The organism is Streptomyces sp. NPDC002994 (assembly GCF_040611155.1).
Taxonomy (GTDB): domain Bacteria; phylum Actinomycetota; class Actinomycetes; order Streptomycetales; family Streptomycetaceae; genus Streptomyces.
This window is the reverse complement of the sequence record NZ_JBEXNQ010000009.1, coordinates 127,720-153,332: the sequence shown is the minus strand read 5'-3', so window position 1 is coordinate 153,332 and position 25,613 is coordinate 127,720. Positions and strand designations below refer to the sequence as shown.

24 protein-coding genes and 2 pseudogenes are annotated in these 25,613 nt (G+C 70.9%); 16 read left to right on the top strand and 10 right to left on the bottom strand.

What is annotated here, in order from left to right; genetic code table 11:
• Nucleotides 1–55: 55 nt before the first annotated feature.
• The 4 genes from ABZX79_RS14515 to ABZX79_RS14500 all read right to left on the bottom strand — a co-directional run bounded on the left by ABZX79_RS14515 (nucleotide 56) and on the right by ABZX79_RS14500 (nucleotide 4,379).
• A complete protein-coding gene (locus tag ABZX79_RS14515; protein ID WP_355256077.1) occupies nucleotides 56–583 on the bottom strand; it encodes a shikimate kinase in 528 nt (175 codons plus the stop codon).
• Nucleotides 562–2,466 carry an anthranilate synthase family protein gene (locus ABZX79_RS14510; RefSeq protein ID WP_355256074.1) on the bottom strand — a complete coding sequence of 635 codons (1,905 nt, stop codon included), beginning with the start codon at nucleotides 2,464–2,466 and terminating at the stop codon, nucleotides 562–564. The genes ABZX79_RS14515 and ABZX79_RS14510 overlap by 22 nt, the downstream gene beginning before the upstream one ends.
• The gene (locus tag ABZX79_RS14505) at nucleotides 2,463–3,140 is read right to left on the bottom strand and encodes an isochorismatase family protein (RefSeq protein ID WP_355256071.1); all 678 of its coding nucleotides are present in this window, start codon (nucleotides 3,138–3,140) and stop codon (nucleotides 2,463–2,465) included. Before ABZX79_RS14505 ends, ABZX79_RS14510 begins: the two co-directional genes overlap by 4 nt.
• Nucleotides 3,141–3,206: 66 nt before the next feature.
• Complete coding sequence (locus ABZX79_RS14500; RefSeq protein ID WP_355256068.1) at nucleotides 3,207–4,379, bottom strand: 3-deoxy-7-phosphoheptulonate synthase; 1,173 nt, start codon at nucleotides 4,377–4,379, stop codon at nucleotides 3,207–3,209.
• A 275-nt stretch (nucleotides 4,380–4,654) separates the two neighbouring features.
• Here ABZX79_RS14500 and ABZX79_RS14495 point away from each other — a divergent pair, with 275 nt between their 5' ends.
• From ABZX79_RS14495 to ABZX79_RS14465, 7 genes are all read left to right on the top strand, one after another.
• The gene (locus ABZX79_RS14495; RefSeq protein WP_355256066.1) at nucleotides 4,655–5,143 is read left to right on the top strand and encodes a PhzA/PhzB family protein; all 489 of its coding nucleotides are present in this window, start codon (nucleotides 4,655–4,657) and stop codon (nucleotides 5,141–5,143) included.
• A gap of 1 nt (nucleotide 5,144) precedes the next feature.
• The gene (locus ABZX79_RS14490; protein WP_355256063.1) at nucleotides 5,145–5,480 is read left to right on the top strand and encodes a hypothetical protein; all 336 of its coding nucleotides are present in this window, start codon (nucleotides 5,145–5,147) and stop codon (nucleotides 5,478–5,480) included.
• Between the two features lie 27 nt (nucleotides 5,481–5,507).
• Complete coding sequence (locus ABZX79_RS14485; RefSeq protein WP_355256060.1) at nucleotides 5,508–6,341, top strand: PhzF family phenazine biosynthesis protein; 834 nt, start codon at nucleotides 5,508–5,510, stop codon at nucleotides 6,339–6,341.
• Nucleotides 6,342–6,351: 10 nt separating this feature from the next.
• On the top strand, nucleotides 6,352–7,056 hold the full coding sequence (gene phzG, locus ABZX79_RS14480; RefSeq protein WP_355256058.1) for a phenazine biosynthesis FMN-dependent oxidase PhzG: 705 nt from the start codon (nucleotides 6,352–6,354) through the stop codon (nucleotides 7,054–7,056).
• A 14-nt stretch (nucleotides 7,057–7,070) separates the two neighbouring features.
• Nucleotides 7,071–8,339: a flavin-dependent oxidoreductase gene (locus tag ABZX79_RS14475; protein WP_355256056.1), complete on the top strand. Its 1,269-nt coding sequence runs from the start codon at nucleotides 7,071–7,073 to the stop codon at nucleotides 8,337–8,339.
• Nucleotides 8,336–8,695: a nuclear transport factor 2 family protein gene (locus ABZX79_RS14470; protein WP_355256054.1), complete on the top strand. Its 360-nt coding sequence runs from the start codon at nucleotides 8,336–8,338 to the stop codon at nucleotides 8,693–8,695. Before ABZX79_RS14475 ends, ABZX79_RS14470 begins: the two co-directional genes overlap by 4 nt.
• 255 nt (nucleotides 8,696–8,950) lie before the next feature.
• A complete protein-coding gene (locus ABZX79_RS14465) occupies nucleotides 8,951–10,111 on the top strand; it encodes a transposase (RefSeq protein ID WP_355256052.1) in 1,161 nt (386 codons plus the stop codon).
• On the opposite strand, the gene ABZX79_RS14460 is transcribed toward ABZX79_RS14465, so the two are convergent.
• Complete coding sequence (locus ABZX79_RS14460; RefSeq protein ID WP_355256049.1) at nucleotides 10,087–12,060, bottom strand: helix-turn-helix domain-containing protein; 1,974 nt, start codon at nucleotides 12,058–12,060, stop codon at nucleotides 10,087–10,089. The two genes, ABZX79_RS14465 and ABZX79_RS14460, sit on opposite strands and share 25 nt — an antisense overlap.
• Nucleotides 12,061–12,291: 231 nt before the next feature.
• On the opposite strand from ABZX79_RS14460, the gene ABZX79_RS14455 reads away from it, so the two are divergent.
• Both ABZX79_RS14455 and pabB read left to right on the top strand, forming a co-directional pair.
• Nucleotides 12,292–13,020: a 50S ribosomal protein L11 methyltransferase gene (locus tag ABZX79_RS14455; RefSeq protein WP_355256047.1), complete on the top strand. Its 729-nt coding sequence runs from the start codon at nucleotides 12,292–12,294 to the stop codon at nucleotides 13,018–13,020.
• Nucleotides 13,021–13,035: 15 nt separating this feature from the next.
• The gene (pabB, locus tag ABZX79_RS14450) at nucleotides 13,036–15,177 is read left to right on the top strand and encodes an aminodeoxychorismate synthase component I (RefSeq protein WP_355256044.1); all 2,142 of its coding nucleotides are present in this window, start codon (nucleotides 13,036–13,038) and stop codon (nucleotides 15,175–15,177) included.
• An 18-nt stretch (nucleotides 15,178–15,195) separates the two neighbouring features.
• Here pabB and ABZX79_RS14445 read toward each other — a convergent pair whose 3' ends face one another.
• Nucleotides 15,196–16,146 carry a helix-turn-helix transcriptional regulator gene (locus tag ABZX79_RS14445; protein WP_355256041.1) on the bottom strand — a complete coding sequence of 317 codons (951 nt, stop codon included), beginning with the start codon at nucleotides 16,144–16,146 and terminating at the stop codon, nucleotides 15,196–15,198.
• A 103-nt stretch (nucleotides 16,147–16,249) separates the two neighbouring features.
• Here ABZX79_RS14445 and ABZX79_RS14440 point away from each other — a divergent pair, with 103 nt between their 5' ends.
• Both ABZX79_RS14440 and ABZX79_RS14435 read left to right on the top strand, forming a co-directional pair.
• Nucleotides 16,250–17,716: an MFS transporter gene (locus tag ABZX79_RS14440; RefSeq protein ID WP_355256038.1), complete on the top strand. Its 1,467-nt coding sequence runs from the start codon at nucleotides 16,250–16,252 to the stop codon at nucleotides 17,714–17,716.
• Nucleotides 17,717–17,724: 8 nt separating this feature from the next.
• A pseudogene (locus ABZX79_RS14435) lies at nucleotides 17,725–17,856 on the top strand (3-dehydroquinate synthase); the annotation flags it as partial.
• A gap of 60 nt (nucleotides 17,857–17,916) precedes the next feature.
• Here ABZX79_RS14435 and ABZX79_RS14430 read toward each other — a convergent pair.
• Both ABZX79_RS14430 and ABZX79_RS14425 read right to left on the bottom strand, forming a co-directional pair.
• Nucleotides 17,917–18,405, bottom strand: coding sequence for a DUF6083 domain-containing protein (locus ABZX79_RS14430; RefSeq protein ID WP_355256035.1), 489 nt, complete (start codon nucleotides 18,403–18,405; stop codon nucleotides 17,917–17,919).
• Between the two features lie 126 nt (nucleotides 18,406–18,531).
• Entirely contained in the window at nucleotides 18,532–19,119 is a 588-nt protein-coding gene (locus ABZX79_RS14425) for a rhodanese-like domain-containing protein (RefSeq protein ID WP_355256032.1), read from the bottom strand.
• Between the two features lie 136 nt (nucleotides 19,120–19,255).
• On the opposite strand from ABZX79_RS14425, the gene ABZX79_RS14420 reads away from it, so the two are divergent.
• A complete protein-coding gene (locus tag ABZX79_RS14420; protein ID WP_355256029.1) occupies nucleotides 19,256–21,541 on the top strand; it encodes an excinuclease ABC subunit UvrA in 2,286 nt (761 codons plus the stop codon).
• Between the two features lie 15 nt (nucleotides 21,542–21,556).
• On the opposite strand, the gene ABZX79_RS14415 is transcribed toward ABZX79_RS14420, so the two are convergent.
• Nucleotides 21,557–22,027 (bottom strand): MmpS family transport accessory protein, encoded by a 471-nt coding sequence (locus ABZX79_RS14415; RefSeq protein WP_355256026.1) that lies wholly within the window; start codon nucleotides 22,025–22,027, stop codon nucleotides 21,557–21,559.
• A 145-nt stretch (nucleotides 22,028–22,172) separates the two neighbouring features.
• Between ABZX79_RS14415 and ABZX79_RS14410 the strand changes: the two are divergent.
• The 4 genes and pseudogenes from ABZX79_RS14410 to ABZX79_RS14395 all read left to right on the top strand — a co-directional run.
• A pseudogene (locus ABZX79_RS14410) lies at nucleotides 22,173–22,643 on the top strand (ATP-binding cassette domain-containing protein); the annotation flags it as partial.
• A gap of 10 nt (nucleotides 22,644–22,653) precedes the next feature.
• Nucleotides 22,654–23,244, top strand: coding sequence for an HhH-GPD-type base excision DNA repair protein (locus ABZX79_RS14405; protein ID WP_355256023.1), 591 nt, complete (start codon nucleotides 22,654–22,656; stop codon nucleotides 23,242–23,244).
• Nucleotides 23,245–23,790: 546 nt separating this feature from the next.
• On the top strand, nucleotides 23,791–24,093 hold the full coding sequence (locus ABZX79_RS14400) for a type II toxin-antitoxin system VapB family antitoxin (protein ID WP_355256020.1): 303 nt from the start codon (nucleotides 23,791–23,793) through the stop codon (nucleotides 24,091–24,093).
• 132 nt (nucleotides 24,094–24,225) lie between these two features.
• On the top strand, nucleotides 24,226–24,873 hold the full coding sequence (locus ABZX79_RS14395) for a LytR C-terminal domain-containing protein (RefSeq protein ID WP_355256017.1): 648 nt from the start codon (nucleotides 24,226–24,228) through the stop codon (nucleotides 24,871–24,873).
• 34 nt (nucleotides 24,874–24,907) lie between these two features.
• On the opposite strand, the gene upp is transcribed toward ABZX79_RS14395, so the two are convergent.
• On the bottom strand, nucleotides 24,908–25,543 hold the full coding sequence (upp, locus tag ABZX79_RS14390) for a uracil phosphoribosyltransferase (protein WP_355256014.1): 636 nt from the start codon (nucleotides 25,541–25,543) through the stop codon (nucleotides 24,908–24,910).
• Nucleotides 25,544–25,613: the final 70 nt, after the last annotated feature.

Here is a 25,613-nt window from a genome sequence, read left to right as displayed (position 1 = left end):
CGGTCAGGGCTCCTTCGTACGAGACAAGTGGGGGGCGCAGGGGCGTGCGGCCCGGTCATGCAGGCGCCTTCAGCGCTTGTACGAGCCGCTGCGCGGTGTCGTCCGCCGAGTCGGTGTCGGCGTCGACATGCAGGCGGGCGAGCCGCCGGTACACCGGACCGCGCACCCGGAAGACCTCCCTGAGCCGGCTCTCCGTGTATCCGGCGTACCCGGCGTACCCGGCCAGCAGCGGCCTGCCCTCGGCGCTGCCGATCCTTGCCAGCGCCGTGTGGAGCGCCACTTGGAGGTGGACGACGCGGTGGCCGGCGAGGCGCCGCTGGGTCGCCTCGTCGAGGACGGCGCCGCCGCCCAGCGCGAGAACACCGTCGTGCTCGGCGAGGGCGGCCCGTACCGCCTCCCGCTCCAGCTGCCTGAAACGGGCCTCGCCGTGGTGCCGTACGAAGTCGGGCACGGGCATGTCGCAGGCCGCCGCGATGTCGTGGTCGGTGTCCCTGAAGGCCACCCCCAGGTGCCGCGCGAGCAGTGCGCCGACGGTGGTCTTGCCGGAGCCCGGGACGCCGATCAGGACGGCTGCCGCTCGCACGAGCGCACCACCCCGGTCAGCAGATCGCCGACGATCCGTACGCCGCCCTCGGTGAGCACCGACTCGGCGTGGAACTGCATCGACGCGAAACCGCGGCCGCGCAGCGCGTGCACCTCGCCGGTCCGCGCGTCCCGGCTGACCTCGACGACTCCCAGCTCCGGGTGGCCGAACTTGTCCTCCTGGCTGCGGGCGGCGAACGTGTTGTAGAAGCCGACCCGCTCACGCGCGCCGAACAGGTCGATCTCCTTCGCCACGCCCTGGTTGGGCACGTCCCGGCGGGCCACTTCGAGGCCGAGCAGCGTGGACAGGACCTGGTGGCTGAGACATACGGCGAGGAAGGGCCGTTCCTCGGCGAGGAGCTGGGAGACCGCCGACCGCAGATGCGCGATCTTGGCGTGGCCTGTGTCGCGCGGATCACCAGGTCCCGGGCCCATGACGACCAGGTCGTGGTCGTCGAAGTCGTACCGCTCGTCGAAGCGGCAGACCGTGACCCGCAGTCCCATGGCGGCCAGTTGGTGGCCGATCATCGCGGTGAAGGTGTCCTCGGCGTCGACGATCAGGACGCTACGCCCGGCGAGCTCGGCGACGGTGTCGGACCGCTCACCGGTCTCCCGCAGCCAGAAGCCGGCGATGCTGTCGTTGCGCCGCTCCAGCGCCTCGCGGACCTGGGCGTGCGCGGCGAACCGGTTCGTGCCCCCCGCCTCCAGCGCGGACAGCAGCCCGGCGGCCTTGGCCCGGGTCTCGGCGACCTCGCTCGCCGGGTCGGAGTGACGGACCAGGGTCGCGCCGACGCCGATGCGCACCTGGCCGGCGTCGCTGATGTCGGTGGTCCGGATGAGGATGGCGGAGTCCATGGTGCGGCCGCCGTTCTCGTCCCGGCCGATGAGGGCCATGACGCCGCTGTAGTACCCGCGGCCGTCCGGCTCGTACCGGTTGATCACCTTGCAGGCGCTCTCCAGCGGGCTGCCGGTGACGGTGGGCGCGAACATCGTCTCGCGCAGGATGTCCCGTACGTCATGCGATGTCTCGCCCTCGATGAAGTACTCGGTGTGGGCGAGACGGGCCATCTCCTTGAGGTACGGGCCGACGACCCGCCCGCCCTTCTCGCAGATCCGGGCCATCATCTTGAGCTCTTCGTCCACGACCATGTAGAGCTCGTCGGCCTCCTTGCGGTCGGCCAGGAAGGCCATCACGCCCGGCAGATCGGGTCCGGCGGCCGGGTAGCGGTAGGTGCCGCTGATCGGGTTCATCACCGCGGTGCCGCCGTGCAGGCTGACGTGGCGCTCGGGGCTGGCACCGACGAAGGTGCGGCCGCCCGCGCGGACCAGGAAGGTCCAGTACGCGCCCGACTCCCGCTCCAGCAGGCGGCGGAGGAACGACAGGGCGCTGCGCGGTGTGTAGTCGGTGATGTCCGCGACGAACGAGCGCTTGATGACGAAGTTCGCGCCTTCGCCGTTGCCGATCTCGCGCTCGATGACGTCCCGCACGATGGCGGCGTAGCGGTCGTCGTCCATGTCGAAGTGACCGCCGGACAGGGTGATCGGCTCGTCGGGCAGCCGCCGCAGGGCGTCGGCGAGCGGCAGGGCGCACTGCTCGGCGACGGTCATGGTGATCAGCGGTTCCCCGTCGTCGGCGCTGACGAAGCCCCGCTCGGAGATCTGGCGGTACGGGATCACGGCGAGGACTTCATGGCGTGCGGCGGCGCCTTCGGCGGGCGCGTCGGCGGGCGCGTCGGCAACGGGAATGTCAGCGAGCGCGTCCACCGTGGAGACCTCGCCGAGCAGGACTTCGAGCACGTCCTGGCCGGCGGTCTCGGGCCGGTACAGCAGTGCGTACGCCGCTGACGGCGACGCGAGCACCCGGCCCAGCAGGTCCTCGGTCATCGGCCGGCCCCGCTCGTGAGGTTCGCCGGGTTCGCCGGTGTGAGGTCGTCCAGCAGCGACTTGGCGGTGGTGACCACCGCGCAGCGCTGTGCCGCGTAGTCGAGCGCCAGGCGGTGGTACTGCGACGAGAAGTCGGCGACCGCGTCCGCGACCAGGAACGGCTGGATGTCGTTGGTGAAGGCCTCGACAGCCGACATCAGGACACCCACATGGGCGTACACACCGCAGATGATCAGCTGGTCACGGCCGTGGAAACGCATCCGCTCCAGCAGTTCCGACTTGAAGAAGGCGCTGTAGCGCCACTTGGTGAACACCCAGTCGGCGGCCCCTGGTTCGAGCTCGTCGACCACCTTGCGGTCCTCCGCCGAAACCTTCATGCCCGGTCCCCAGAAGTCCTTCAGCAGACCGCGTTCCTCGTCGGTCATGCCGCCGGGCTGGGCGGTGTAGGCGATCGGGATGCCGAGTGCGGCGCACCGGTCGCGCAGCAGCGCGGCGTTGCTCACCAGCTCGCTGCCGGGGGACTGGTCCCGCGGGAACGGCCGCAGGAAGTAGCGCTGCATGTCGTGGACGAGGAGCACCGCCCTGCCCGGGTCGACCGTCCACCGCGCGGTGTTGGCCGGAAGGTCGCCCTCGGAAGGCATCGGATACGGGTCGATGGGCGGAATTCCCCCCATGGTGCTGTCCTTTCGCTGGGTGCCGTACGAGATGGTTGTGCGGTACGGGATGCGGGAGTCGGCCGGTCATCCGAGCCAGGCCGAGGCGACCGATATCGCCTGGCGCGGGTTCAGCCGCGGGTCGCAGAAGCTGGTGTACTTGTCGCCGACCTGATGCATCCGGTCCTGGTCGGTGACGCACTCGGTGACCTCGTCGGGAGTGGTCTCCAGGTGGATGCCGCCGGCGACGCCTCCCCCCGCGGTGACCGCGTGGTGGAACTCCACGACTTCCCGTACGACGGTCTTCACCAGCCGCGTCTTGAGCCCTTCGGGGCCGGTGACGGTGTTGCCGTGCATCGGGTCGGTCAGCCAGATGACCGGGTGGCCGGCCGTGCGTACCGCCTCGACCAGCGCGGGAAGGCGCTCGCCCGCCGTGTCGGCGCCCATGCGCGCGATCAGGGTGAGACGGCCGGGCGTACGCTCCGGGTCGAGCTTCTCGCACAGCGCCAGCAGCTCTGGCTCCGTCATCTTCGGGCCGACCTTGCAGGCCACCGGGTTGGCGACGGCGGCGAGCAGCGCGACATGCGCGCCGTCCACCTGGCGGGTGCGCTCGCCGATCCACGGCCAGTGGGTGGAGGTGAGCAGCAGCCGGCCGTCCGGCAGGGTGCGCAGCATCGGCAGTTCGTAGTCCAGCAGCAGCGCCTCATGGCTGGTCCACACCGGGGTCTCGGGCCGGGTGCGCCGGCCCTCGCCGCCCCAGCCGAGGTGATCGAGGACGTCGCGGGACGCGCGGTAGCCCGTCAGCATCCGGGTGGGGTCGGGCCTGCGCAGGTCGGGATCGGGCTCGGGCGCGTTGACCATGTGGCCCCGGTAGACGGGGAGTTCCACGCCGCCGACGGTCTCGGTGGGGCTGGATCTCGGCTTGCTGTACTGGCCGGCCATGCGGCCGACCCGCAGGACCGGCTTGTGGGAGGTCATCTTCATGACCCCCGCCAGCACCTCCAGCAGACCGGCCTTGCGGGCGACGTCGCCCTGATCGCACTCGGCCCAGTCCTCGGCGCAGTCGCCGGACTGGATGATCTGGACCCGGCCGGCGGCGGCCTCGGCGAGCCGCGCGGCGAGCGCGTCGGTGCCGGCGGCGTCGACGAGCGCGGGCGCGGACGCGAGTTCTTCCCTTACGCGCGGAAGTTCCGCGTGACCTTCCCAGTCGGGCTGCTGAACCGCGGGCAACGAACGGAGGAATTCGTGGACATTGTTCACCTGATACCCCCCAGGGCGAATTGATGCCGTGAAGTGAGTGCGGCCCGTCCGAGTACGGACGGCCAGACGACGGCTGCGCACCGACTCTTAACGACCGTTGAAGGGACAAGAAGCCTCACCGGCGGACTCCGTCAAATAGCGGGGGATTGTCGTCCCGACTTGACGGAGTTCCGCCTGCGGCGTTGCGAAAGGCGGGCGGCCCGAAGAGAGTCCAGCAGTGCGGCCCCCGAGACGCGCCGCGGATCAGTCAGTCCCCCGATGTGTGGAGGTCAGTAATGTCCGAGACCGCGCGCCCCCAGGCGTTCGCCGACGATGCGCAGCTGCGGCGCGACAACCGGGCGATCGTCGAGCAGTACATGAACACCCGTGGTGAGGACCGTCTCCAGCGCCATCTGCTGTTCACCGAGGACGGCAGTGGCGGGCTGTGGACCACCGACACCGGCGAGCCGATCGTCATCCGCGGCCGGGACACGCTCGGCGAGCACGCGGTGTGGTCGCTGAAGTGCTTCCCGGACTGGGTCTGGACGAACATCGAGATCTTCGAGACGCAGGACCCGAATCGTTTCTGGGTGGAGTGCGACGGTGAAGGGAAGATCCTCTTCCCCGGCTATCCCGAGGGCTATTACAGGAACCACTTCATCCATTCCTTCGAGTTCGAGAACGGGAAGATCAAGCAGGAGCGGGAGTTCATGAACCCCAATCAGCAGCTGCGCGCGCTGGGAATTCCCGTACCTTCGGTGAAGCGCGAAGGAATTCCCACCTGATATGCGGGCCGACATCGCCTGGTGGGACCTGGATGGATCACCGCAGACGATCGAATCGCTGCGTGAGCATCTGCGCGACGGCGCCGTGGACCCGTGGGCGGACGTGCCCGGGTTGCGCCTGAAGTTCTGGATGGCCGACCGGGAGAACAACCGCTGGGGCGCGGTCATGTTGTGGGAGGCCGACCGGCCCACGGACCGGCTGCTGCCGCCCAACCGCGCCGCCGAGCTGATCGGCTGTCCGCCCACGCACCGGACGCGGTTCGACATCGAGGCCACCGTCGAGGGCGTTCACTCCCTCCCGCTGCTTCACCGCCTCGGTCCGGCACTCGCGCAGTGACGCCGCACGACCTCTTCAGGAGAACTCATGCACGACTACATGGTTGTGGACGCCTTCGCCCGTAAGCCGCTCGAAGGCAATCCGGTGGCCGTCTTCTTCGACACCGCCGACCTCACGGCCGAGCGGATGCAGCAGATCGCCCGCGAGATGAACCTCTCCGAGTGCACCTTCGTGCTCCCGGCGGAGCAGGGCGGCGACGCGCGCGTCCGGATCTTCACCCCCGTCAACGAACTGCCGTTCGCCGGCCATCCGATGCTGGGCACGGCGGTCGCACTCGGGCTGACCATGAAGCGCGACCGGCTGCGTCTTGAGACCGCCATGGGCGTCATACCCTTCGAGCTGGCCGACGAGGAAGGCGCCACAGCCGTACGGATGCGACAGCCGCTGCCCACCTGGGAGCCGTACGAGCACAGCGCGCCACTGCTCGCCGCGCTCGGCGTCGACGAGCCCGTCACCCCGGTCGTGGCCTACCGCAACGGCCCACGCCATGTCTTCGTCGGCCTGCCGAGTGTCGAGGCGCTGTCCGCCCTGCACCCGGACCACCGGGCCCTGTCCGCGTTCCCCGACATGGCCGCCAACTGCTTCGCCGGGTCGGGCACGCACTGGCGTACCCGGATGTTCTCGCCGGCGTACGGCGTGGTCGAGGACGCGGCGACCGGTTCGGCGGCGGGCCCCCTCGCGATCCACCTGGCCCGGCACGGGCTCGCCGCGTACGGGCAGGACCTGGAGATTCTCCAGGGCGTCGAAATGGGCCGCCCCTCGCTGATGCGCGCGATCGCCGAGGGCGAGGGCGAGAAGGTCGGTTCGGCGCACGTCGGCGGCCACGGCGCGGTCGTCGCCCGCGGCACCATCTACGTCTAGAGAGGCTCCTGTGAGCACCCCGACCACCAGCACGACCACCAGCACCACCGCCAGCACCAGCACCAGCACCATGGGGAGAAGCAGCCAGTTCGAGTCGCTCAGTGGCGAGACCGACCTCGACTTCCCCGAGTACGACGCCCCCGCAGCCGATCCCATCGCGCTGCTGCGGACCTGGCTCGACCAGGCCGTCGAGCGCGGCGTGCGCGAGCCGCGGGCCCTCTCGCTGGCCACCGCCGACGCCCGCGGTCGCGCCTCCACCCGCATCATCGCCCTCAGCGGCGTGAGCGACCGCGGCCTGGTCTTCATGAGCCACACCAGCAGCCAGAAGGGCCGCGAGATAGCCGAGACCGGCTGGGCCTCGGGCCTGCTCTACTGGCGTGAGACCGCCCAGCAGATCAGCGTCTCGGGCCCGGTCGAGCAGCTCGGCGACGCCGAGTCCGACGCCCTGTGGTTCGGGCGCCCGGTCCCCATGCACGCCATGTCGACGGCCGCCCACCAGAGCGAGCCGCTGGACGACGTGGCGGCGCTGCGGGCCGAGGCCGTCCGCCTCGAGGCGACCGGTACGCCGCTGCCGCGCCCGGAGCGCTTCGTCGGCTATGTGCTGGTGCCCTCAACCGTGGAGTTCTGGGCGGCGAGCTCCGACCGGCTGCACCGCAGGCTCCGCTACGACCGGCTCGACGATCAGAGCTGGAGCACGAGCCGGCTCCAGCCGTGAGGGGGGCCGGGCACATGCATGTGGTGGTCAGCGGGGGCGGGATAGGTGGTCTCACCACCGCCCTGGCCCTCCACGAAGCGGGCATCCGGGCGACGGTGCTGGAACGGACCCGCGAGATCCGGCCGCTCGGTGTGGGCATCAACCTCCAGCCGCACGCGGTCCGCGAGCTCACTGAACTGGGCTTCGCCGACGAGCTCGCCGCCATCGGCGTACCCACCGCCGACATGGTCTGGGTCGACCGGACCGGCAACCGCCAGCATCACGAGGAGCGCGGCATCGCCCGCGGCTACCGCTGGCCGCAGTACTCGGTCCACCGCGGTGAGCTTCAGATGATGCTCCTGGCCGCGGTACGGGAGCGACTCGGCCCGGACGCGGTCCGCACCGGGACGGCCTTCGAGGGCGTACGCCACACCGCCGACGCGGTACGGGTGCGCGCCGGCGTCCGGGAGACCGGCGAGGCGGTGGACATCGCCGGGGATCTCCTCGTCGGTGCGGACGGCCTGCACTCGGCGGTACGGGCCGGGCTTCACCCGGACGAGGGCCCGTTGCACTGGTCCGGAACCATGATGTGGCGCGGGGTCACCGAGACCGAGGCGTTCCTGACCGGCCGCACGATGGTCCACGCCGATGCCGGCCGGGGCGCCCGGGTGATCGCCTACCCGATCAGCCCCGGGGCGGCCGGCCGGGGACGGTCGCTGACCAACTGGGTCTGCATGGTCTCGGTCGCCGACCCCCAGCCTCTCGACGGCGCCGCGGGCTGGAACCGGGCCGGCCGGATCGAGGACGTACTGCCCCACTTCGCCGACTGGGAGATCGACTGGCTCGACGTGCCCGGGATGCTGACCGGCGCCGGGGACATCCTCGAGTACCCGATGGTCGACCGCGACCCGCTGCCGAGCTGGGGCGACGGCCGGGTGACGCTCCTGGGCGACGCCGCTCACCCGATGTACCCGGTCGGTGCGAACGGCGCCTCGCAGGCCATCGTCGACGCGCGGGTCCTCGCGTACGAACTCGCGACGCACGAGGACCCGGTCGCCGCCCTGCGTGCGTACGAGGACAAGCGCCGGGCGGCCACCAGCGCCGTCGTCCTCGCGAACCGGCAGATGGACCGGTCGAAGCCCAGGAGCCCGAGCGCGAGCGCGACCGGCTCAAATACCGCGCTCACCCAGGGCGTTTACACCAAGATCGCCACCACGTACCGGAACTCCACCGGTGACGACGTGGCCGGCCTCAACGCGCGTGCCTCGCTGCACCCGCCGATCCGCAAGGGAACTCCGACATGACAGTCAAGCCAGTCACCCCCGAGCCCACGGACGTGACCTCGACGTACTACGCGGCGTGGAAGGCCAAGGACTTCGACACCCTGCGCTCGGTGCTCGCCGAGACCGTGGACTTCATCGGCCCGTACGGCAGCGCGACCAGCGCCGACGAGTTCCGCGCGAAGATCGAGGTGGCCTCGGAGATCAACACCGACATCGTCGTCAAGAAGGTCTTCAGCGACGGACCCGACGTGCTCACCTGGTTCGAGATGCACACCAGCGTCGCCGCACCCGTCCAGGTGGCCACCTGGAGCCATGTGGTGGACGGCAAGATCGCCCGCCAGCGGGTGGCCTTCGACCCGCGCCCGATCACCGGCTAGCGGATCCCCGGCCGGCGGTCCGTCCGGGTGTGGTCCCGCCACCGCCGCGGCGGAGCCGCACCCGGTGGCGGGGCCCTGCCACCGGCGCCTGAGCAGCCCTCTTGTGACGGGACAACCACAGTCCCGTCACAAGTGAGTGGCGCCTGCACCTCGCCCTCACCCCCCTTGCGCAGCCAGGCTTTTGGCGGCGCTCAAGAGAGTTGCCTGGGCAGTGCGTGGAGGGGGGTTTCTGTGAGCCTTCAGGCTGACAGGATCATGGCTGTACGAGATGGCTGGGGGCCCGAGCGGCTCGGGGCAGTGGCGGTCAGATCCGAACGCGAAGTCGTGCTCCAGGACCTGAGCACGGCCCTGTTCGCCTCACTCCCCCGCCGGGACCAGCGACGCAAGGGCGAGCAGTATCTGCGCGGCCTGCTCGCGGCGCAGGGCCGCAGGTCCATCAGGAACGTCGCGGTCTGCCTGGGCGACCCGACACTGGAACAGAGCCTGCACCACTTCATCTGCAACTCCACCTGGGACTGGATGCCGGTGCGCGAGGCACTCGCCGACTGGCTCGACCAGGCCATCGGCCCGCTGGCCTGGGTGGTGCGGCAGATGTCGATACCGAAGTCCGGCCGGCACTCGGTGGGCGTGGGCCGCGGCTTCGACCTCCACCGGGACCAGACATTCGACGGGCAGCAGGCGTTCGGCGTGTGGTCCGCCTCCGAGCAGGCCAGTGCACCGGTGAACTGGCGGCTGCTGCTGGAAGAGGCACAGGGCGAGACGCAGGAGGAATGCGCCGCCTCGGCGGCCCTGGACTTCGCCCGCCTCTACGACGCCGCCCGCCGTCCCGTCGTACTCGACACGCCCACCAGGAGCCCCGAGGCCACGATCCGGCGCTTCAGCGACGCCGGTGTGCCCGTGCTCGTACGCCTGCACGGCACCGCGCGGCTCACGGTCCGGGAAGCGGCCATGCCCGGATACGGTCAGGGCGCGCACCCGGCCCAGCGGATCCTCGATGCGGTCAAGGGGCTGCGCAGGCCCACCGGATGGTTCGACCCGACGGCACCCTCCGGCGTACGGCAGGTGCCGGCGGTGAAGGTGCGTGTGGGGCTGCCGAGCACCGAGGAGGGCCCGGGGCGGGGGCTCGTACTCCTCGGGGAGTGGGAAAACCCCCGGCGTCCCCCCACCCGGATGTGGGTCACGAACATGGCCGGGGCGCCCGCGTCGGCGCTGCTGCGTCTGACGAAGCTCACCGACCGGGTGGGGCGGGACCTGTCGGGCTTCGGCGACCGGGCCGGGCTGCGGGACTTCGTGGGGCGGTCCCTGCGGGGCTGGCACTGCCACATCACGCTGGCGTCCGCGGCGCATGCTGTGGAGGTGCTGACGGCCGGCCGCCGCGGCGGCGGCGAGCGCTACTTTCCCGGGATCCCGGCCTGAGGGTCCGACTCGCGCTGTCGCCGCAGGACGTCCCGGGCGCGCAACAGCCGCAGTGCGAGCTGCACTTCGAGCGCCCGGGCGGGCTTCTGCCAACCGGGGCCGAGCAGCTCGGTGATCCGGTCGAGCCGGCGCGCGACCGTGTTGGGGTGGACGTGCAGCTCCTCGGCCGCGCGGGTCGGGCTGTTGCCGGAGGTGAAGTAGGCCTCGATGGTCGGGACGAGAGCGGTGGTGCGCCGGGCGTCGTGGTCGAGCACCGGGCCGATGGCCGAGGAGACGAATCCGTCGACGTCGTGGTCGTTGGAGAGCAGCAGCCCGAGGAAGCCGAGATCGCTCATCGCCGCGGCGCTGCCGACACCGTCCAAGGCGATCAGGGCGTCGAGGCAGCGCAGCGACTCCTGGTACACCTTGGCGACGGCGGCGAGCCCCTCGGCCGGACCCGACGCGCCGACCGTGACGGGCCGCCCCAGCAGCGGCGACAGTTCGTCGGAGACGGCCCGGGCGGCGGCCGAGGCGTCCGAGCCCGGCAGCAACAGCACGATGCACCCGCCCTGGACCGTCTTGAGCCCGGAGTGCCGGTAGGCGTAGGAGGAGGCCCAGACGACGGCCTTGCCGTGCTCCCCGCCCTCGGGACGGGCCAGTACGACGACGTACGAACCGTCCGGATCGATGCCCGACTGCCAGGCCCGGTGGGTGAGTTGGCGTGGTGCCCGCAGCGGTGCGGCAAGCAGGTCGTCGAAGAGCTCGTCACGCACGGGCCCGGCGGCGACGGCCGTACTGCGCTGGATCACCAGCAGCAGCGCGACGATCTGCCCGACGAAGCCGAAGAACCGCTCGGCCTCGGGGGCCGGCGGCTGCGCGGCCTTGAGCAGTACGACTCCGAGATCCTCGGCCCCGGCCGCGACAGGCGTCGCCCACAGGTTCTCGGAGAGGGCGCTCGGCGAGCCGGCGGCACGCGCCTCCAGCGCGGCCCGGCCCGTCAGCGCCTCCTTGAAGACCTCGGCCTCCTCGAAGTCCTCCCCCTGGGCGTCGGAGCCGGTGGACGCCAGGATCTGCCCCTGCGGGTCGCCCACCGCGAGCGTCGCGCCCAGCGCGTCGGCCGCCGTCCGCACGATGTCCTGCAGATCCCCGCCGTCGAGCACCTGGGCGATCAGCCGGGACTGGACTTCGTTGAGATACGCCATGCGCGCGATGCTCCCCCGCGCCCTGAACCCCTCCGACTCCAGTTCGGCGATCTCCGTCCGCGTACGGTCGAGGAGCCTGGCCTTCTCCAGGGCGACCGACGCGAAGTCCGCCAGGGAACGCATCACGCTGATCTCGTCGGGCGTGAAGTGGCGCACGACCCGGTCCGCGCCGTAGAGCGCCCCGGTGGGCGCGCTGCCCTGGAAGATGGGCACCGCCATGATGGCGTGCAGCCCTTCGGCGCGTACGACCTCGTCGACCTCCTCCCGGTGCGGTATCCGGTCGTCGTTGAGGTAGTCCGAGGTCCAGAAGGGCGCGCCCTTGTCCTGTGCCATCTCGCCCAGGCCATGGCTCTCCTGCACCACGAGCCCGACGTTGAGCGCGGTCGTGTCACCGTCCGAGCTGTGGATGTACGAGCCGCCCTCGGACTTGCGCAGACTGATGTAGGCCATGTCGAAGCCGAGCAGCCTGCGAGCCCGGCTGGTGATGACCTTCAGCAGGGTGTCGGGGTCGTACGGCGCGGTCATGTCGTGGACCGTGTCGACCAGGGCGGCCATGACCGCCTCCCGCTGGCGGCGCTGGTTGGCCGAGGCGTGGATGCCCATCGCCAACTGGGTCGCCCGCTCCAGCTCGGCGAGCTGCCGCGGGGGCAGATTCTGCCGCCGGCCGCGCTGCAACAGCTCCTGGAAGTGGCCCGGCGGTGACTCCTGTGCGAGCAGCTCCAGAACTGCCAGCGCCGGGGCGTCGGTCAACGCCTCGTCCTTCGCCATGATGCTTCCCCCGTGCTCTCGGCCGGCTCGCCCACCTTCGTGGGAACGTATGTTTCTTCATAAGATGGGTCAAGTTGCTGACCTGCGTGTTTACGGGCTGAGTGTGGCCTCGCCATCACTTGCGGGCGGTGTGTTGTTGTCCGGCCACCTTCCGGGTGCCGACCGGCTCGGACAACGATTTCAGGAGGGCGTCGTGATGAACGGCGCCCATCAGTGTGAAACGGGGGCGGGATGACCGGACTCACCGGACTCAAGGACTACCTGCGGTCGCTCGAACGGAGCCGGGCGGCACTCGCGCACCAGGACCGGCCACGGACCTTCACCATGGCGGGCCGTGAGTGGGATCTGCTGGACGAGGTGTTCGCACCGACGTTCTCGGCGTCGACCGGGGTGGCCATGGAACTGCTCGGCCTCACCGAAACGCCCCCAGTGCCCCGCGGCGGCTCGTTCCTGGAGATCGGGTGCGGCACCGGCATCATCGCCGTGAGCGCCGCGCTCGCGGGCTGCGACCGTGTGACCGCCCTCGACATCAGCGAAGCTGCCGTACGGAACACCGCGATGAACGCGGCGCGGCACGGGGTGAGCGACCGTCTGCGGGCCGTGCACAGCGACCTGTTCGACGAGCTCGCGGCGGGGGAGAGCGGCGGTGAGCGGTTCGACACCGTCTACTGGCACTCGAACTTCGTACTGGCTCCGCCCGCCTACCACTACAAGACGGTGCACGAGCGCGCCTACGTGGATCCCGGCTACCGGGCCCACCGCCGCTTCCTCGCCGACGCCCCTTCGTACGTGGCCGACGGGGGCGCGGTACTGCTGCACTTCAGCGACCGCGGCGACATCGCCTCGCTGCACGCGATCGCCGAGGAGTGCGGACGCGCCCTGCGGGTGGTGCGCAGCCGCCCGGTCCGTGAGGGCGAGGAGACCGTCGAGCACATTCTCTTCGAGATCACCGTCCACTGAACTGCGAAAGAACCCGTGCGCACTCTGCTGATAGACAACTACGACTCTTTCACATTCAACCTGTACCACTACCTCGCCGAGGTGAGTGGGGCCGAGACCGTCGTCATCCGTAACGACGACCCCACATGGGATCCGACCCGGCTCGCGGAATTCGACAATGTGGTGCTGTCTCCCGGCCCCGGAACCCCGGCCCGCGCGGCCGACTTCGGCATCTGCGCGGACATCGTCGAAAAGGGCGACATCCCCCTGCTCGGCGTCTGTCTCGGGCATCAGGGCGTGGCGCTGCTGCACGGCGGCACGGTCGCCCGGGCTCCGGAGCCGCGGCACGGCCGGACCTCGCCCGTACTCCACGACGGAACCGGTCTCTTCCGCGGCATCCCCTCGCCCTTCGAAGTGGTGCGCTACCACTCGCTGACGGTGACGGACCTGCCCGACGAGCTGGAGGGCACCGCCTGGACGCCGGACGGTGTCCTGATGGGGCTGAGGCACCGGCACCGGCCGATGTGGGGACTCCAGTTCCACCCCGAGTCGATACTCACGCAGTACGGACATGAACTCCTCGCCAACTTCATGGACTTGAGCCGCCAGTGGCACGCGGAACGAGGCTCAGCACCCTCTCGTACGCCGATACCTGCCGCCCCTGCGAAGACGCCCCGCGCCCGCCCGGAGTTGCCCACGGACGACGAGGTGCGCCGGCTGCGCGTCCTGGTGGAGCGCACGCCGACCGGCTGGGGTGACGAGGCCGCCTTCCACCGGCTGTTCGGCGCGAGCGAGAACGCCTTCTGGCTGGACAGCAGCAGGACCGACGCCGACTCCGGCCGGTTCTCCGTCATGGGTGACGCGGCGGGCCCGCTCGCGCGGGTGGCCAAGGCCGATGTGTGGAGTCACACCGTCACCGTGCACTCGGCCACCGGCTCCGAGATCATCACGGGCGGCTTCCTCGACTGGCTCGGCCGCGACCTCGATGGAATGCGCACCGAACTCCCCCTCGTCCCCTTCGACTTCACCCTCGGCTGGGTCGGCTACCTCGGCTACGAACTCAAAGCGCAGTGCGGCGGCGAGGCGGCCCATCAGGCCGAGGACGCCGACGCCACCATGGTGTTCGCCGATCGCGCGGTGGTCCTGGACCACGCCACGGGCACCACGTATCTGCTGGCGCTGGCCGAGGACGGCGACGAGGCGGCGGCCCGTGCCTGGCTGCGGACCGCCGCCCGGACGCTGGAGTCGATCGCGGGCGAGCCCGCCGGGGTGCCGGCCGCGCCCTCCGCAGTCGCGGAGATCCGGCTGCGGCACGCCCGCGACGCGTACCTGCGGCTGATCGACACCTGCCAGGAGGAGATCGCGGCGGGTGAGACGTACGAGGTCTGCCTCACCAACCTCGCCGAGGCCGAAGTGGACCTGGACCCCTGGCAGGCGTACCGCGCACTGCGCCGCTTCAGCCCGGCTCCGTATGCCGCGCTGTTGCGCTTCGGGCAGCAGTCCGTACTCAGCACCTCGCCCGAGCGTTTCCTGCGCATCGCCGCGGACGGCACCGCTTCCTCCAAGCCGATCAAGGGCACCCGGCCGCGCGGCGCGAGCGCGGAGCAGGACGCGGCGACCGTCGCGGACCTGCGCTCGGACGAGAAGGACCGGGCGGAGAACCTGATGATCGTCGACCTGGTGCGCAACGACCTCGGCCGCCACGCCGAGCTGGGATCGGTCGAGGTCACCCACCTCTTCGACGTCGAGACGTACGCGACCGTGCATCAGCTGGTGAGTACGGTACGGGCCAGGCTGCGCCCGGACCGGGGCGCCGTGGACTGTGTGCGGGCCGCGTTCCCCGCGGGTTCGATGACGGGCGCCCCGAAGATCCGCACCATGCGGATCATCGACCGTCTGGAGGCCGGACCTCGCGGGGTCTACTCCGGTGCCATCGGTTACTTCTCGCTGTCCGGCGCCGCGGACCTGAGCGTCGCCATCCGTACGGCGGTGCTCACCCCGGGCCGCGTCCGCTACGGGGTCGGCGGGGCGATCGTCGCGCTGTCGGACCCGGAGGCCGAGTTCGAGGAGACGGCGGTCAAGTCGGCCCCGCTGCTGATGCTCACCGGGGCCGGATTCCCCGGCCGCCGCGAGCCGTCCGAGCCCAGCCGCAGCGGCGGAGCGGCCACGGGTCAGTGAGCCGGACCAGGCCACAAGTCAGTGAGCCGGCCGTAGGCCGTGGCCGGTGCGGGCGCCCTGCCGCAGCAGTTCGGCGGGGCCCAGCTCCCGGAGACGGCCCACGAGCCGGCCGAGCAGCCCCTCCGTCTCCGGGTCGCCCGGCGTGTAGATCCACATCTTGGTGTCGGGGGCGGAGGCCAGCGCGAAGCCGGTCGCGATCACGCTGATCTCGTCACCGTCGACGGTCCAGAAGGACTTGCGCCGGGTGACGGACGAGGCGACCTCGTGCCGGGCCCATATCTCGGCGAAGCGACCGCTCGCCTCGGTGAGCTGCCGGATGAACCCGGTCCAGTGCGGGTCGCCCAGGCGGCGGCCGGACTCGGCACGCAACTGGGCGACCATGAAAGAGATCTCGCGCTCCCACTCGACGAGCGGCTGAAGATGCTCCTCGGCGGTGAACAGATGCCACAGCACATTGCGGTCCGCCGGCGGCAGCAGCGCCAGACCGGGATCGAGCGCCGCGTACGCGTCGTTGAAGGCGAGCACGTCGTAGCGGGCCGTCACGATGCTCGCCGGAAGCGGGGTCAGGGCATCGAGGATGGTCTGCTGCTCCGGCGGCTGCGGCTGCCCCGCCGACGCGTCGAGGGGCACACTGGGGATGTCCGCGAGCCGGTAGAGATGATCCCGCTCGGTCCGGTCGAGCCGCAGCGTCCGGGCGATCGCGTCGAGCACCTGGACGCTCGGGTTGATGCGCCGGCCCTGCTCCAGCCACGTGTACCAGGCGACCCCGATGCCGGAGAGCTGGGCGACCTCCTCGCGGCGCAGCCCCGGCGTCCGCCGCCTGGTGCCGGGCGGGATCCCCGCCTCCTCCGGGGTGATGCGCTCCCGGCGGAGCCTGAGGAACGCGCCCAGTTCGGAGCGCCGCTCGGCCTCGCCGGCTGCGGAACCGCTGGTGGGGACGTACGCGGAGTGGGGATCGTCGGGCGTCACCACCCCAGTGTGCGGGACGGCCGCACACCGCAGCCAGATACCCCCGGTACCGGGACAACTGGATATCTGGCAGGGCAATCTGATGACCAGGATCATCGCCGTCATGAGTGAGACCACACAGAACCGGGCTGTTACGGCCCCGCTCCGGGAGACCGAGCCGCCGGCCGAGGACCCGGCCGTACGCCATCGCAAGAACAACCGCATGCTCGTCGTCATGCTGGGCGCGGTCTTCATGGCCCTGCTCGACTCAACCATCGTCAACGTCGCGACGCCGACCATCCGCACCGACCTCGGCACCACCGGCTCGGCGCTGCAGCTCATCGTCTCCGGCTACACGATCGCGTACGCGACGCTGCTGGTGACCGGCGCCCGTCTCGGCGCGCGCAACGGCTTCAGAGCCATGTTCCTGTTCGGGCTCATCACCTTCACCGCGGCCTCACTCGCCTGCGGCCTGGCACCCGGCTCGGCGACCCTGATCGGCGCACGCGTGGTGCAGGGCGTCGGCGCGGCGATGATGATGCCGCAGATCTACAGCCTGATTCAGCTGAGGTTCGAAGGGGCCGCGCGGGCCCGGGCACTGAGCCTGTACGCCGCCGTCATCGGACTCGGCGTCGTGATCGGCCAGGTCGTCGGCGGCCTCCTGGTCAGCGCGGACCTCTTCGGCACCGGCTGGCGTCCGGTGTTCCTGATCAATGTGCCGGTGGGTGTGGTGCTGGTGATCGCCGGACTGCGGCTGCTGCCGGAGGGCAGGCCCGCGAAGCCCAAGGGCCTGGACATCCCCGGTCTGCTGACGCTGACCGCGGCGCTGCTGCTGCTGGTCGTGCCGCTCGTGATGGGTCATGAGCAGGACTGGCCGCTGTGGATGAAGATCTCCCTGGTCGCCTCGGTCCCCATGCTCGTGGTGTTCACCCTCGTCGAGCGTGCGGTCGCGCGCCGCGGCGGAGCGCCGCTGGTGCCGGGCCGGGTGCTGAAGACGCCCGGTCTGGTCTCGGGGGCGTCCGCGAACTTCTTCGCGATGGCCGGGTACGCCGGATTCCTCTTCGCCTTCTCGCAGCACATGCAGTCGGGACTCGGCGAGTCCGCGACCCGTACCGGTCTGACGTTCGCCCCGCTCGCCATCGGCGTCGCGACCGGCAGCCTCACCTGGCAGAAGGTGCCCGAGCGGCTGCACCGGCCCATGATCGCCACCGCGTGTGTGGTCGCCGCGGCCGGGTACCTCGCCATCGGCTTCGACATGCGTTCGGGCGGCCACGGCGGCCTCGCGCTGCCGGCCCTTCAGCTGGTCGTCGGCATCGGCATGGGCTACATCACCAGCCCGCTGCTCACCGTGGCGCTGGCTCAGGTCAAGCCGGCCGACGCGGCGGACGCGAGTGGCGTGATGACCACCGCGGCCCAGATCGCGCAGGTCCTCGGCGTCGCGGCGTACGGCAGCGTGTATCTCGGCTCGGCCGACGGCCAGGGAGCCGACTCCTCGGCGCACGCCATCTTCGTGACCGCGCTGCTCGTCACGGCCGGGGCGCTGGTCAGCTCGCTGGCGGCGCTGCGGCTGCCACGCAAACAGCAGGCCTGACGCGCGGCACGGTCGGGCTGCCGCTGACCTGTAGCGGCGGCCAGTGGGCCGCGCTCCTTCGGACCATGAGGGTCGACAAGAAGTCGCGCGGCAGGCTGCTGCACTTCATCGTCCTCGACGGACCGGGACGCCCGGCGGTCCCGCCCACCCCAAAGACGACCAGCTCCGTACTTCCCCCGGCGGAGCTGGTCCTTTGGGTTTCAGCCGTACGCTCCGCTCCCAGCCGGTGCCGGAAACCGCTCCCGCGCCGGGCAGAGGTCGAAGTGGCTGATGCGGCAGGTGTCGGACGGGGACGACGAGCCCAGGTTGACCGCCGTGCCGTCGCCCGCGATGCGCCAGCGCTTGCCCGCGGGGACGGAGCCGAGCGGCCGGTCGCCCGGCTCGATCAGGATCCAGCGGCCGCGTACGGTCCGGTGCCAGGCGGCCGGGGCGCCGCACCGTTTGCATGCCGTTGCCGTGGCCGTCCGTGGGTCGGGCACGGAGGCCGAACGACGGGCCGCCAGGGTCAGCTCGACGGCCGTGGTGGCCAGCACCTCGGCGAGCAGCACCGGTTCACGGCCGGGTCTGCTGCCTCCGGTCCGCTCGCACGGACCGCACAGCGTCATCCCCAGAACTGCCCGCCACCTGCCGCGCGGGACACCGCACGCGTCGCACACGTCGCATGCGCCGCGCTCGCCGTACGAGACCATGTCGCCCCCACCACCCGCAAACCGCCCTGTTTACAGCCGACTTGGACAATCGTTCCACGAGGGTCTGACAATCATGCCGACAGCGGCCCTGACACCCGACGCGCGTCCGCCGCCCGGCGGCGGCAGTCAGCCCCGGCGGCGCTGCCTGAGGGCGGCGAGCGTCGCGGCGAGGTCCGGGGCGGCGGTGCGGGGCCGGTTGTACGGAAGCTTGCCCAGGACCACGGCCATGCCGCAGGTGTTGGTGAGCGCGGAGAAGACCAGGCCGCTCGCGACCCCGGCGGAGAGCAGCTGCCAGGCCGGGTGCAGCAGGCCGAGGGCGAGGCCCGTCAGGACCAGGGCGCCGGCGGCGAGCCGGACCTGGCGCTCCATCGCCCACGCGCTGCGAGCGGCTCCCGCCGGGTGGTGCAGGTCGTGCCCGCGCGCCGCCCAGCCGCTGGTTCCGCCGGTGAGGGTGGCGGCGGTGACGCCGAGGCCGGCCAGCGTCCGGCAGGCGTTCTCGGAGCGCGTGCCGGACGCGCAGACCACCAGGATCTCGCCCTGCCGCGCGGCTTCCTCGATCGCGGGCAGCGCGTGGTGCAGCCGGTCGAGGGGGACGTTGTGGGCGCCGGGGAGGTGCCCGGAGGCGTACTCGCCCGGTGCGCGTACGTCGATGACGGTCAGGTCGGCCAGCCGGGCGTGGGCCTGGTCGATGTCGAGCGCGGCGGGAGGGTTCATGGCCGACAAGGTACCCCTGCCGTACCCGCCGTACCCCTGGCCGGTCCGTTTCCGGACTACTGAATTCCGCCCCACGGCGGACCACCGAATCGACAGACTGTACGACCGCCCCCACGCATCCAAGAGGAGAGCCGGAATGTCTGCCGACCCGTCCAGCCATCAGCCGACCGCCGCGGACCACCACAACGTGATCCAGGTCCGCGGAGCCCGCGAGAACAACCTGGCGAACGTGTCGGTCGACCTCCCCAAGCGCCGGCTCACGGTCTTCACCGGTGTCTCCGGATCGGGCAAGTCCTCGCTCGTCTTCGGCACCATCGCCGCGGAGTCCCAGCGCCTGATCAACGAGACGTACACGGCCTTCATCCAGTCGTTCATGCCGAGCATGGGCCGCCCCGACGTCGACGCCCTGCACAATCTGAGCGCGGCGATCGTCGTCGACCAGGAGCGGATGGGCGCCAACTCCCGTTCCACGGTGGGTACGGCGACCGATGCGTACACCATGCTGCGGATCATCTTCAGCCGCCTCGGCACCCCTCACATCGGCACGTCCACCGCCTTCAGCTTCAACAGCGCGGAGGGCATGTGCCCCGAGTGCGAGGGCATCGGGCAGGTGACGAAGATCGACGTCGACCAGCTCGTGGACCGTGAACTGTCCCTCAGGGAAGGGGCGATCACCGTCCCCGGTTTCGCGGTCGACGCCTGGTACTGGCAGGTCATGGCCGACTCCGGCCTCTACGACCCCGACACGAAACTGAAGGACTTCACGGCCGCCGAGTGGGACGACTTCCTCCACAAGCCGTCCACCAAGATCAAGACCGGTGGCATCAACATGACGTACGAAGGCCTCGTGGTGAAGGTCCAGCGCGTCTACCTCTCCAAGGACCGCGAATCGATGCAGCCCCACATCCGGGCCTTCGTGGACCGGGCCGTGGTCTTCACCGACTGCCCGGCCTGCGGCGGCACCCGCCTCAGCGCCGCCGCGCTGTCCTCGGTGATCGATGGCGTCAACATCGCCCAGTGCTCGGCGATGCAGATCAGCGACCTGGCCGCCTTCGTACGGAAGATCGCCGATCCGTCGGTCGCGCCGATGCTCGCGGGCCTGAGCCACACCCTGGACTCACTCGTCGAGATCGGGCTCGGCTATCTGAGCCTGGACCGTACGTCGTCCACGCTCTCCGGCGGCGAGGCGCAGCGCGTGAAGATGGTCCGCCATCTCGGCTCCAGCCTCACCGACGTCACGTACGTCTTCGACGAGCCGACCATCGGCCTGCACCCGCACGACATCAGCCGCATGAACGACCTCCTGCTGCGCCTGCGCGACAAGGGCAACACGGTCCTCGTCGTCGAGCACAAGCCCGAGGTCATCGCGATCGCGGATCACGTGGTGGACCTGGGTCCGGGGGCGGGTTCGGCGGGCGGGCAGGTCTGTTACAGCGGCGACGTACCCGGCCTGCGCGCCTCGGGGACGCTCACCGGGCGCCACCTCGAACACCGGGCGCGGCTGCGCGAGAGCGTGCGCGAGCCGCGCGGGAAGATCGCGATCGAGGGCGCGGACCTGCACAATCTGCGGAACGTCTCCGTCGACATCCCGACCGGTGTACTGACCGTGGTGACCGGCGTCGCCGGGTCCGGCAAGAGCTCACTGATCCACGGCTACCTGTCGACGCGCGACGGCGTGGCGGTCGCCGACCAGTCCCCCATCCGGGGCTCGCGCCGCTCCAATCCGGCGACGTACACCGGCCTGCTGGGACCGATCCGTACCGCCTTCGCGAAGGAGAACGGCGTCAAGGCGGCGCTCTTCAGCGCGAATTCGGAAGGCGCCTGCCCGGTCTGCAACGGCCTCGGCCTCGTCTACACCGACCTCGCCATGATGGCCGGCGTGGCGTCGGTCTGCGAGAAGTGCGAGGGGAGGCGCTTCACGCCGGAGGTACTCACCTACACCCTGCGCGGCAAGAACATCAGCGAGGTGCTGGGCATGTCGATGGCCCAGGCGTACGACTTCTTCCCGTCCGGGCAGGCCCGCGCGATCCTGGGCCGGCTGACCGACGTCGGCCTGAGCTACCTCCGCCTCGGCCAGCCGCTCAACACCCTGTCGGGCGGCGAGCGGCAGCGGCTGAAGCTGGCGATCCACATGGCGGAGAAGTCGACGACGTACGTCCTGGACGAGCCGACCACCGGGCTGCACATGGCGGACGTCGACAAGCTCCTGGCGCTCCTCGACCGGCTGGTCGACGCCGGGAACACGGTCGTCGTCATCGAGCACCACCAGGCGGTGATGGCACGGGCGGACTGGCTGATCGACCTGGGTCCGGGCGGCGGCCACGACGGCGGCCGCGTGGTCTTCACCGGGACCCCGGCGGAGCTGGTGGCCGACGGGGACACGCTGACGGCGCGGCACCTGCGGCAGTACGTCGCCGGATAGCCCGCTCGCCCTCTCTCAGAAGTCGTCGCACGTCGCGGTGGCGAACCTGCCGGTGGCGGTGGCCGTCTGCGGCTCGCCGCTGTCCACCGTGACGGAGCAGGTGGCGGAGGAGCCGGAGGCCCCGGTGGTGACGGTCAGGGAGCCGCCCTTCGCGAAGCCGCTGGTCTCGACTTCCTTGCGCCACGGGAGCCGGGCGTCGGACACGGTGTTGGACGAGGCGTTCCCGTCCCTCCAGGTCGTGTAGGCGATGGTGACGCCCTTGGCGTCGCCGGTCACGACGTACTTCACGGTCACGGTCCGGTTCGACTCGTCGTCGACCACCGTGGCGACGGTGGCGATGACGGCGACGCAGCCGCCGGCGAAGAGGAACAGCAGGCCGAGCAGGACCCAGGGCCAGACCCGGCGCTTCTTCTCGGGCGGCGGCGGGGAGGCGGCCCAACCGGGCGGAGGGAGGTCGCCGGGCGGTGGGGGTGGCGCGTCGGACATGGGCGCGTCCTTCCTGCTGGCCTGGTTGGTCGCCTCGACCACCCCTCGATCATTGGCCGGGTCCGGCCCGTACGCCCACGGGCTTGGGCCGGCGGGATGGCGAGACGAAACGTCTTGCGTATGCGGAGAGACAGTGATTACCCTCAAGTCCACCCTGCTCCAGGTCCTCGCGGGCGACTTGACCCCCGACAGCGGTACGGTCGCCCGCCCGCCCCGGACCGGCTTCCTGCGCCAGGACAGCTTCCGTACGGAGGCTCGCGACGACGGCCGTACGGTCCTGGATTCCTTCGGCGGGGCGGAAGGGGCCGACGAACTGCTCTCCCTCGGCCTGTTCCGCGAGGCCGACCTGGCGAAGCCCGTACGCGCCCTGTCCACCGGCGGCCGCCGCAAGCTCGAACTGGCGCGCCTCGTCACCTCCCCCGTGGACCTGCTGCTCCTCGACGAGCCGACGAACCACCTCGCGCCGGCGCTGGTCGAGGAGCTGGAGGTGGCCCTGGCGGGTTATGCGGGCGCGCTGGTGATCGTCACGCACGACCGGCGGATGCGGGGCTCTTTCGCGGGCACGCGGCTGTCAATGTCGGACGGTGAGGTGTGCGAAGCCGGCGTGTGTGCGTGATCATCGAGTGATGAGCCCCGAAATCCGCCTCGCCCAGCAACCGGAGGCCGACGAACTGCTCGGCCGCAGCCCGCTAGCCGACCTGATCGGCATGCTGCTCGACCAGCAGGTCCCCATGGAGTGGGCGTTCGCGGGCCCGTACACGATCGCCCAGCGGCTGGGCGCCGACGACCTCGACGCGCACGAGATCGCGGCGTACGACCCGGAGGCCTTCGCCGGGCTCTTGTCGGCCAAGCCAGCCGTGCACCGCTACCCGGGGTCGATGGCCAAGCGTGTGCAGCAGCTGTGCCAGTACCTGGTCGACGAGTACGACGGCGACCCGACCGCCCTCTGGCGCGACGTGGCCACCGGCAAGGAGCTGCTGGCCCGGCTGAACGCGCTGCCCGGCTTCGGCAAGCAGAAGTCGCAGATCTTCCTGGCCCTGCTGGGCAAGCAGCTCGGCGTACGCCCACAGGGGTGGCGGGAGGCGGCGGGCTCGTACGGCGACGAGGGCTCGTACCGGTCGGCGGCGGACATCACGGGCCCGGAGTCGCTGGCGAAGGTCCGGGCGTTCAAGCAGCAGACGAAGGCAGCGGCAAAGAAGAAGCCCCCGGCGAAGTAGGCCACCGGCGCCCCCGGCCCTGCGGGGGCGGCTCCGCCCGCGTGGGGCGCCGCCCCAGACCCCGCTCCTCAAACGCCGGAGGGGCTGGAGTTGCCCAGGGGGCTCTTCCGAGCTGAGGGCTTCGCCCCAGCTCGAGGTTGCCGCGCTCCGTGCAATTGCCGCGCTCTGGGACTCCAGCGCAGCAAATCCAGCCCGTCCGGCGTTTGAGGACACGCCCGGAGGGCGTCCGTGTTGTCTGGGGGCTGGGGGCTTGCCCCCACCACGCGGCGGCAGCCGCACCGTGACACAGCGGGAAGGGGCGGGTAGGGGAAAGCCCGCCGCAGGCGCCCGCGCTCCGGCCGCTCCGGGTCAACGGCTCCTCGGGGGCGTACTCCGAATGAGGGGAAGTCCTCACCCGCAATCGGCGCGGACCGGCCGCCCGAGGCCCCCGCATCACCGGAGGACCCGCTTCCGCTCGCGCTTTACTCCCGTTCTGGCGCCGAATAAGACCTTTGCACCCCGGCCTCATGGCTGCGCCCGGACCCGCTCGCCCGGTAGGCTTTCCGTGTGATCTTCAAGCGCATCGGAAACGGCCGGCCGTATCCCGACCACGGCCGGGAAAGCACCCGGCAGTGGGCGGATGTCGCGCCGCGCCCGGTCCGCCTCGATCAGCTCGTGACCACCAAGGGTCAGCTGGATCTCGAGACACTGCTGGCCGAGGACTCGACGTTCTACGGCGACCTCTTCGCCCACGTCGTGAAGTGGCAGGGCGACCTCTACCTGGAGGACGGACTGCACCGCGCGGTCCGCGCCGCGCTCCAGCAGCGCCAGGTGCTGCACGCGCGCGTCCTCGAACTCGACACCATGTGAGAGCACCCAGGACGACGACCGGCTGCCGGGCGACGCCCGAACGGACGTCCCATTGCGCCTTATGGGTTGGCCTGACCCGATGTCATTGATCATTTAGTAGGCATCATCACCAAGGCGCACTACGCTGCGCCCATGAGCATGCTGACACCCCCCGGCATGGGCGGAAAGTACCGCATTACGGGCGACAAGTACCCGCGTATGCGACGCCCCCGGAACCGGCGCAGGACCATCCTCGCGGTGGTGGCCTCCATCGTGGCCCTCGGCCTGGCCGGCTGGGGGACACTGCAGCTCATCGATGTCTTCACGGGCGGCGGCGGGAAGAAGACCACGGCCGCCGGACGCGGGCAGGGCTGCGAGAAGACGAAGGCAAAGGCCGCCGCACCCTCCGCACCGGCCCGGAACGCCGCCCTGCCGAAGCCGCGCACGATCAAGGTCAACGTCTACAACGCGACCAAGCGCGGCGGTCTCGCCAAGGAGACCGCCGACGAGCTGAAGAAGCGCGGCTTCACCATCGGCAAGGTCGGCAACGCGCCGCCCGAGTACGACAAGAAGGTCAAGGGCGCCGGGATACTGCTGGGCGCGCCCAAGGCGGTCTCCGGTGTCCTGCCCGTACTCGGTACGCAGCTCAAGGGCGCCGTACACAAGGCCGACTCCCGCAAGGGCGCCGACGTGGACCTGATCCTGGGCACCGCCTTCAAGACGCTGGCCACGAAGAAGGACGCGGACAAGGCCCTGGCCGCTCTGGCCAGGCCCGCGCCCGCGCCCTCCGGGAAGTGCTGAGAACGGTGCTGAGAACGGTACGTACGAACAGCCGCTAGCCGGCGGTCCCGTACATCCGGTCACCCGCGTCGCCGAGGCCCGGCACGATGTAGCCGTGCTCGTTGAGCCGCTCGTCGACCGACGCCGTGACCACGGTGACCGGCGCGCCGGCCAGCTCCCGCTCCATGAGCTCGACGCCTTCGGGCGCCGCGAGCAGCACGACCGCCGTGACATCGTCCGCGCCGCGCTTGATCAGCTCACGGATCGCCGCGACCAGCGTGCCGCCGGTGGCCAGCATCGGGTCGAGGACGTACACCTGGCGGCCGGAGAGGTCCTCCGGCATCCGGGTCGCGTACGTCTCCGCCTGGAGCGTGTCCTCGTTGCGGATCATGCCGAGGAAGCCCACCTCGGCGGTCGGCAGCAGCCGCACCATGCCGTCGAGCATGCCGAGACCGGCCCGCAGGATCGGTACGACGAGGGGGCGCGGGTGGGACAGTTTCACGCCCGTCGTCGCCGTCACCGGGGTGTGGATGTCGACCTGTTCGGTGCGCACGTCCCTGGTGGCCTCGTACGCGAGCAGGGTGACCAGCTCGTCGGCGAGGCGCCGGAAGGTCGGGGAGTCGGTGCGCTTGTCGCGCAGCGTGGTGAGTTTGTGCGCCACCAACGGGTGGTCGACGACGTGGATCCGCATGCCGTCAACAGTAGCCGGGCATACGGGCCGCCCGCGCTGGCATCAACACGCCGGCCGGAGGGAAGGTGGG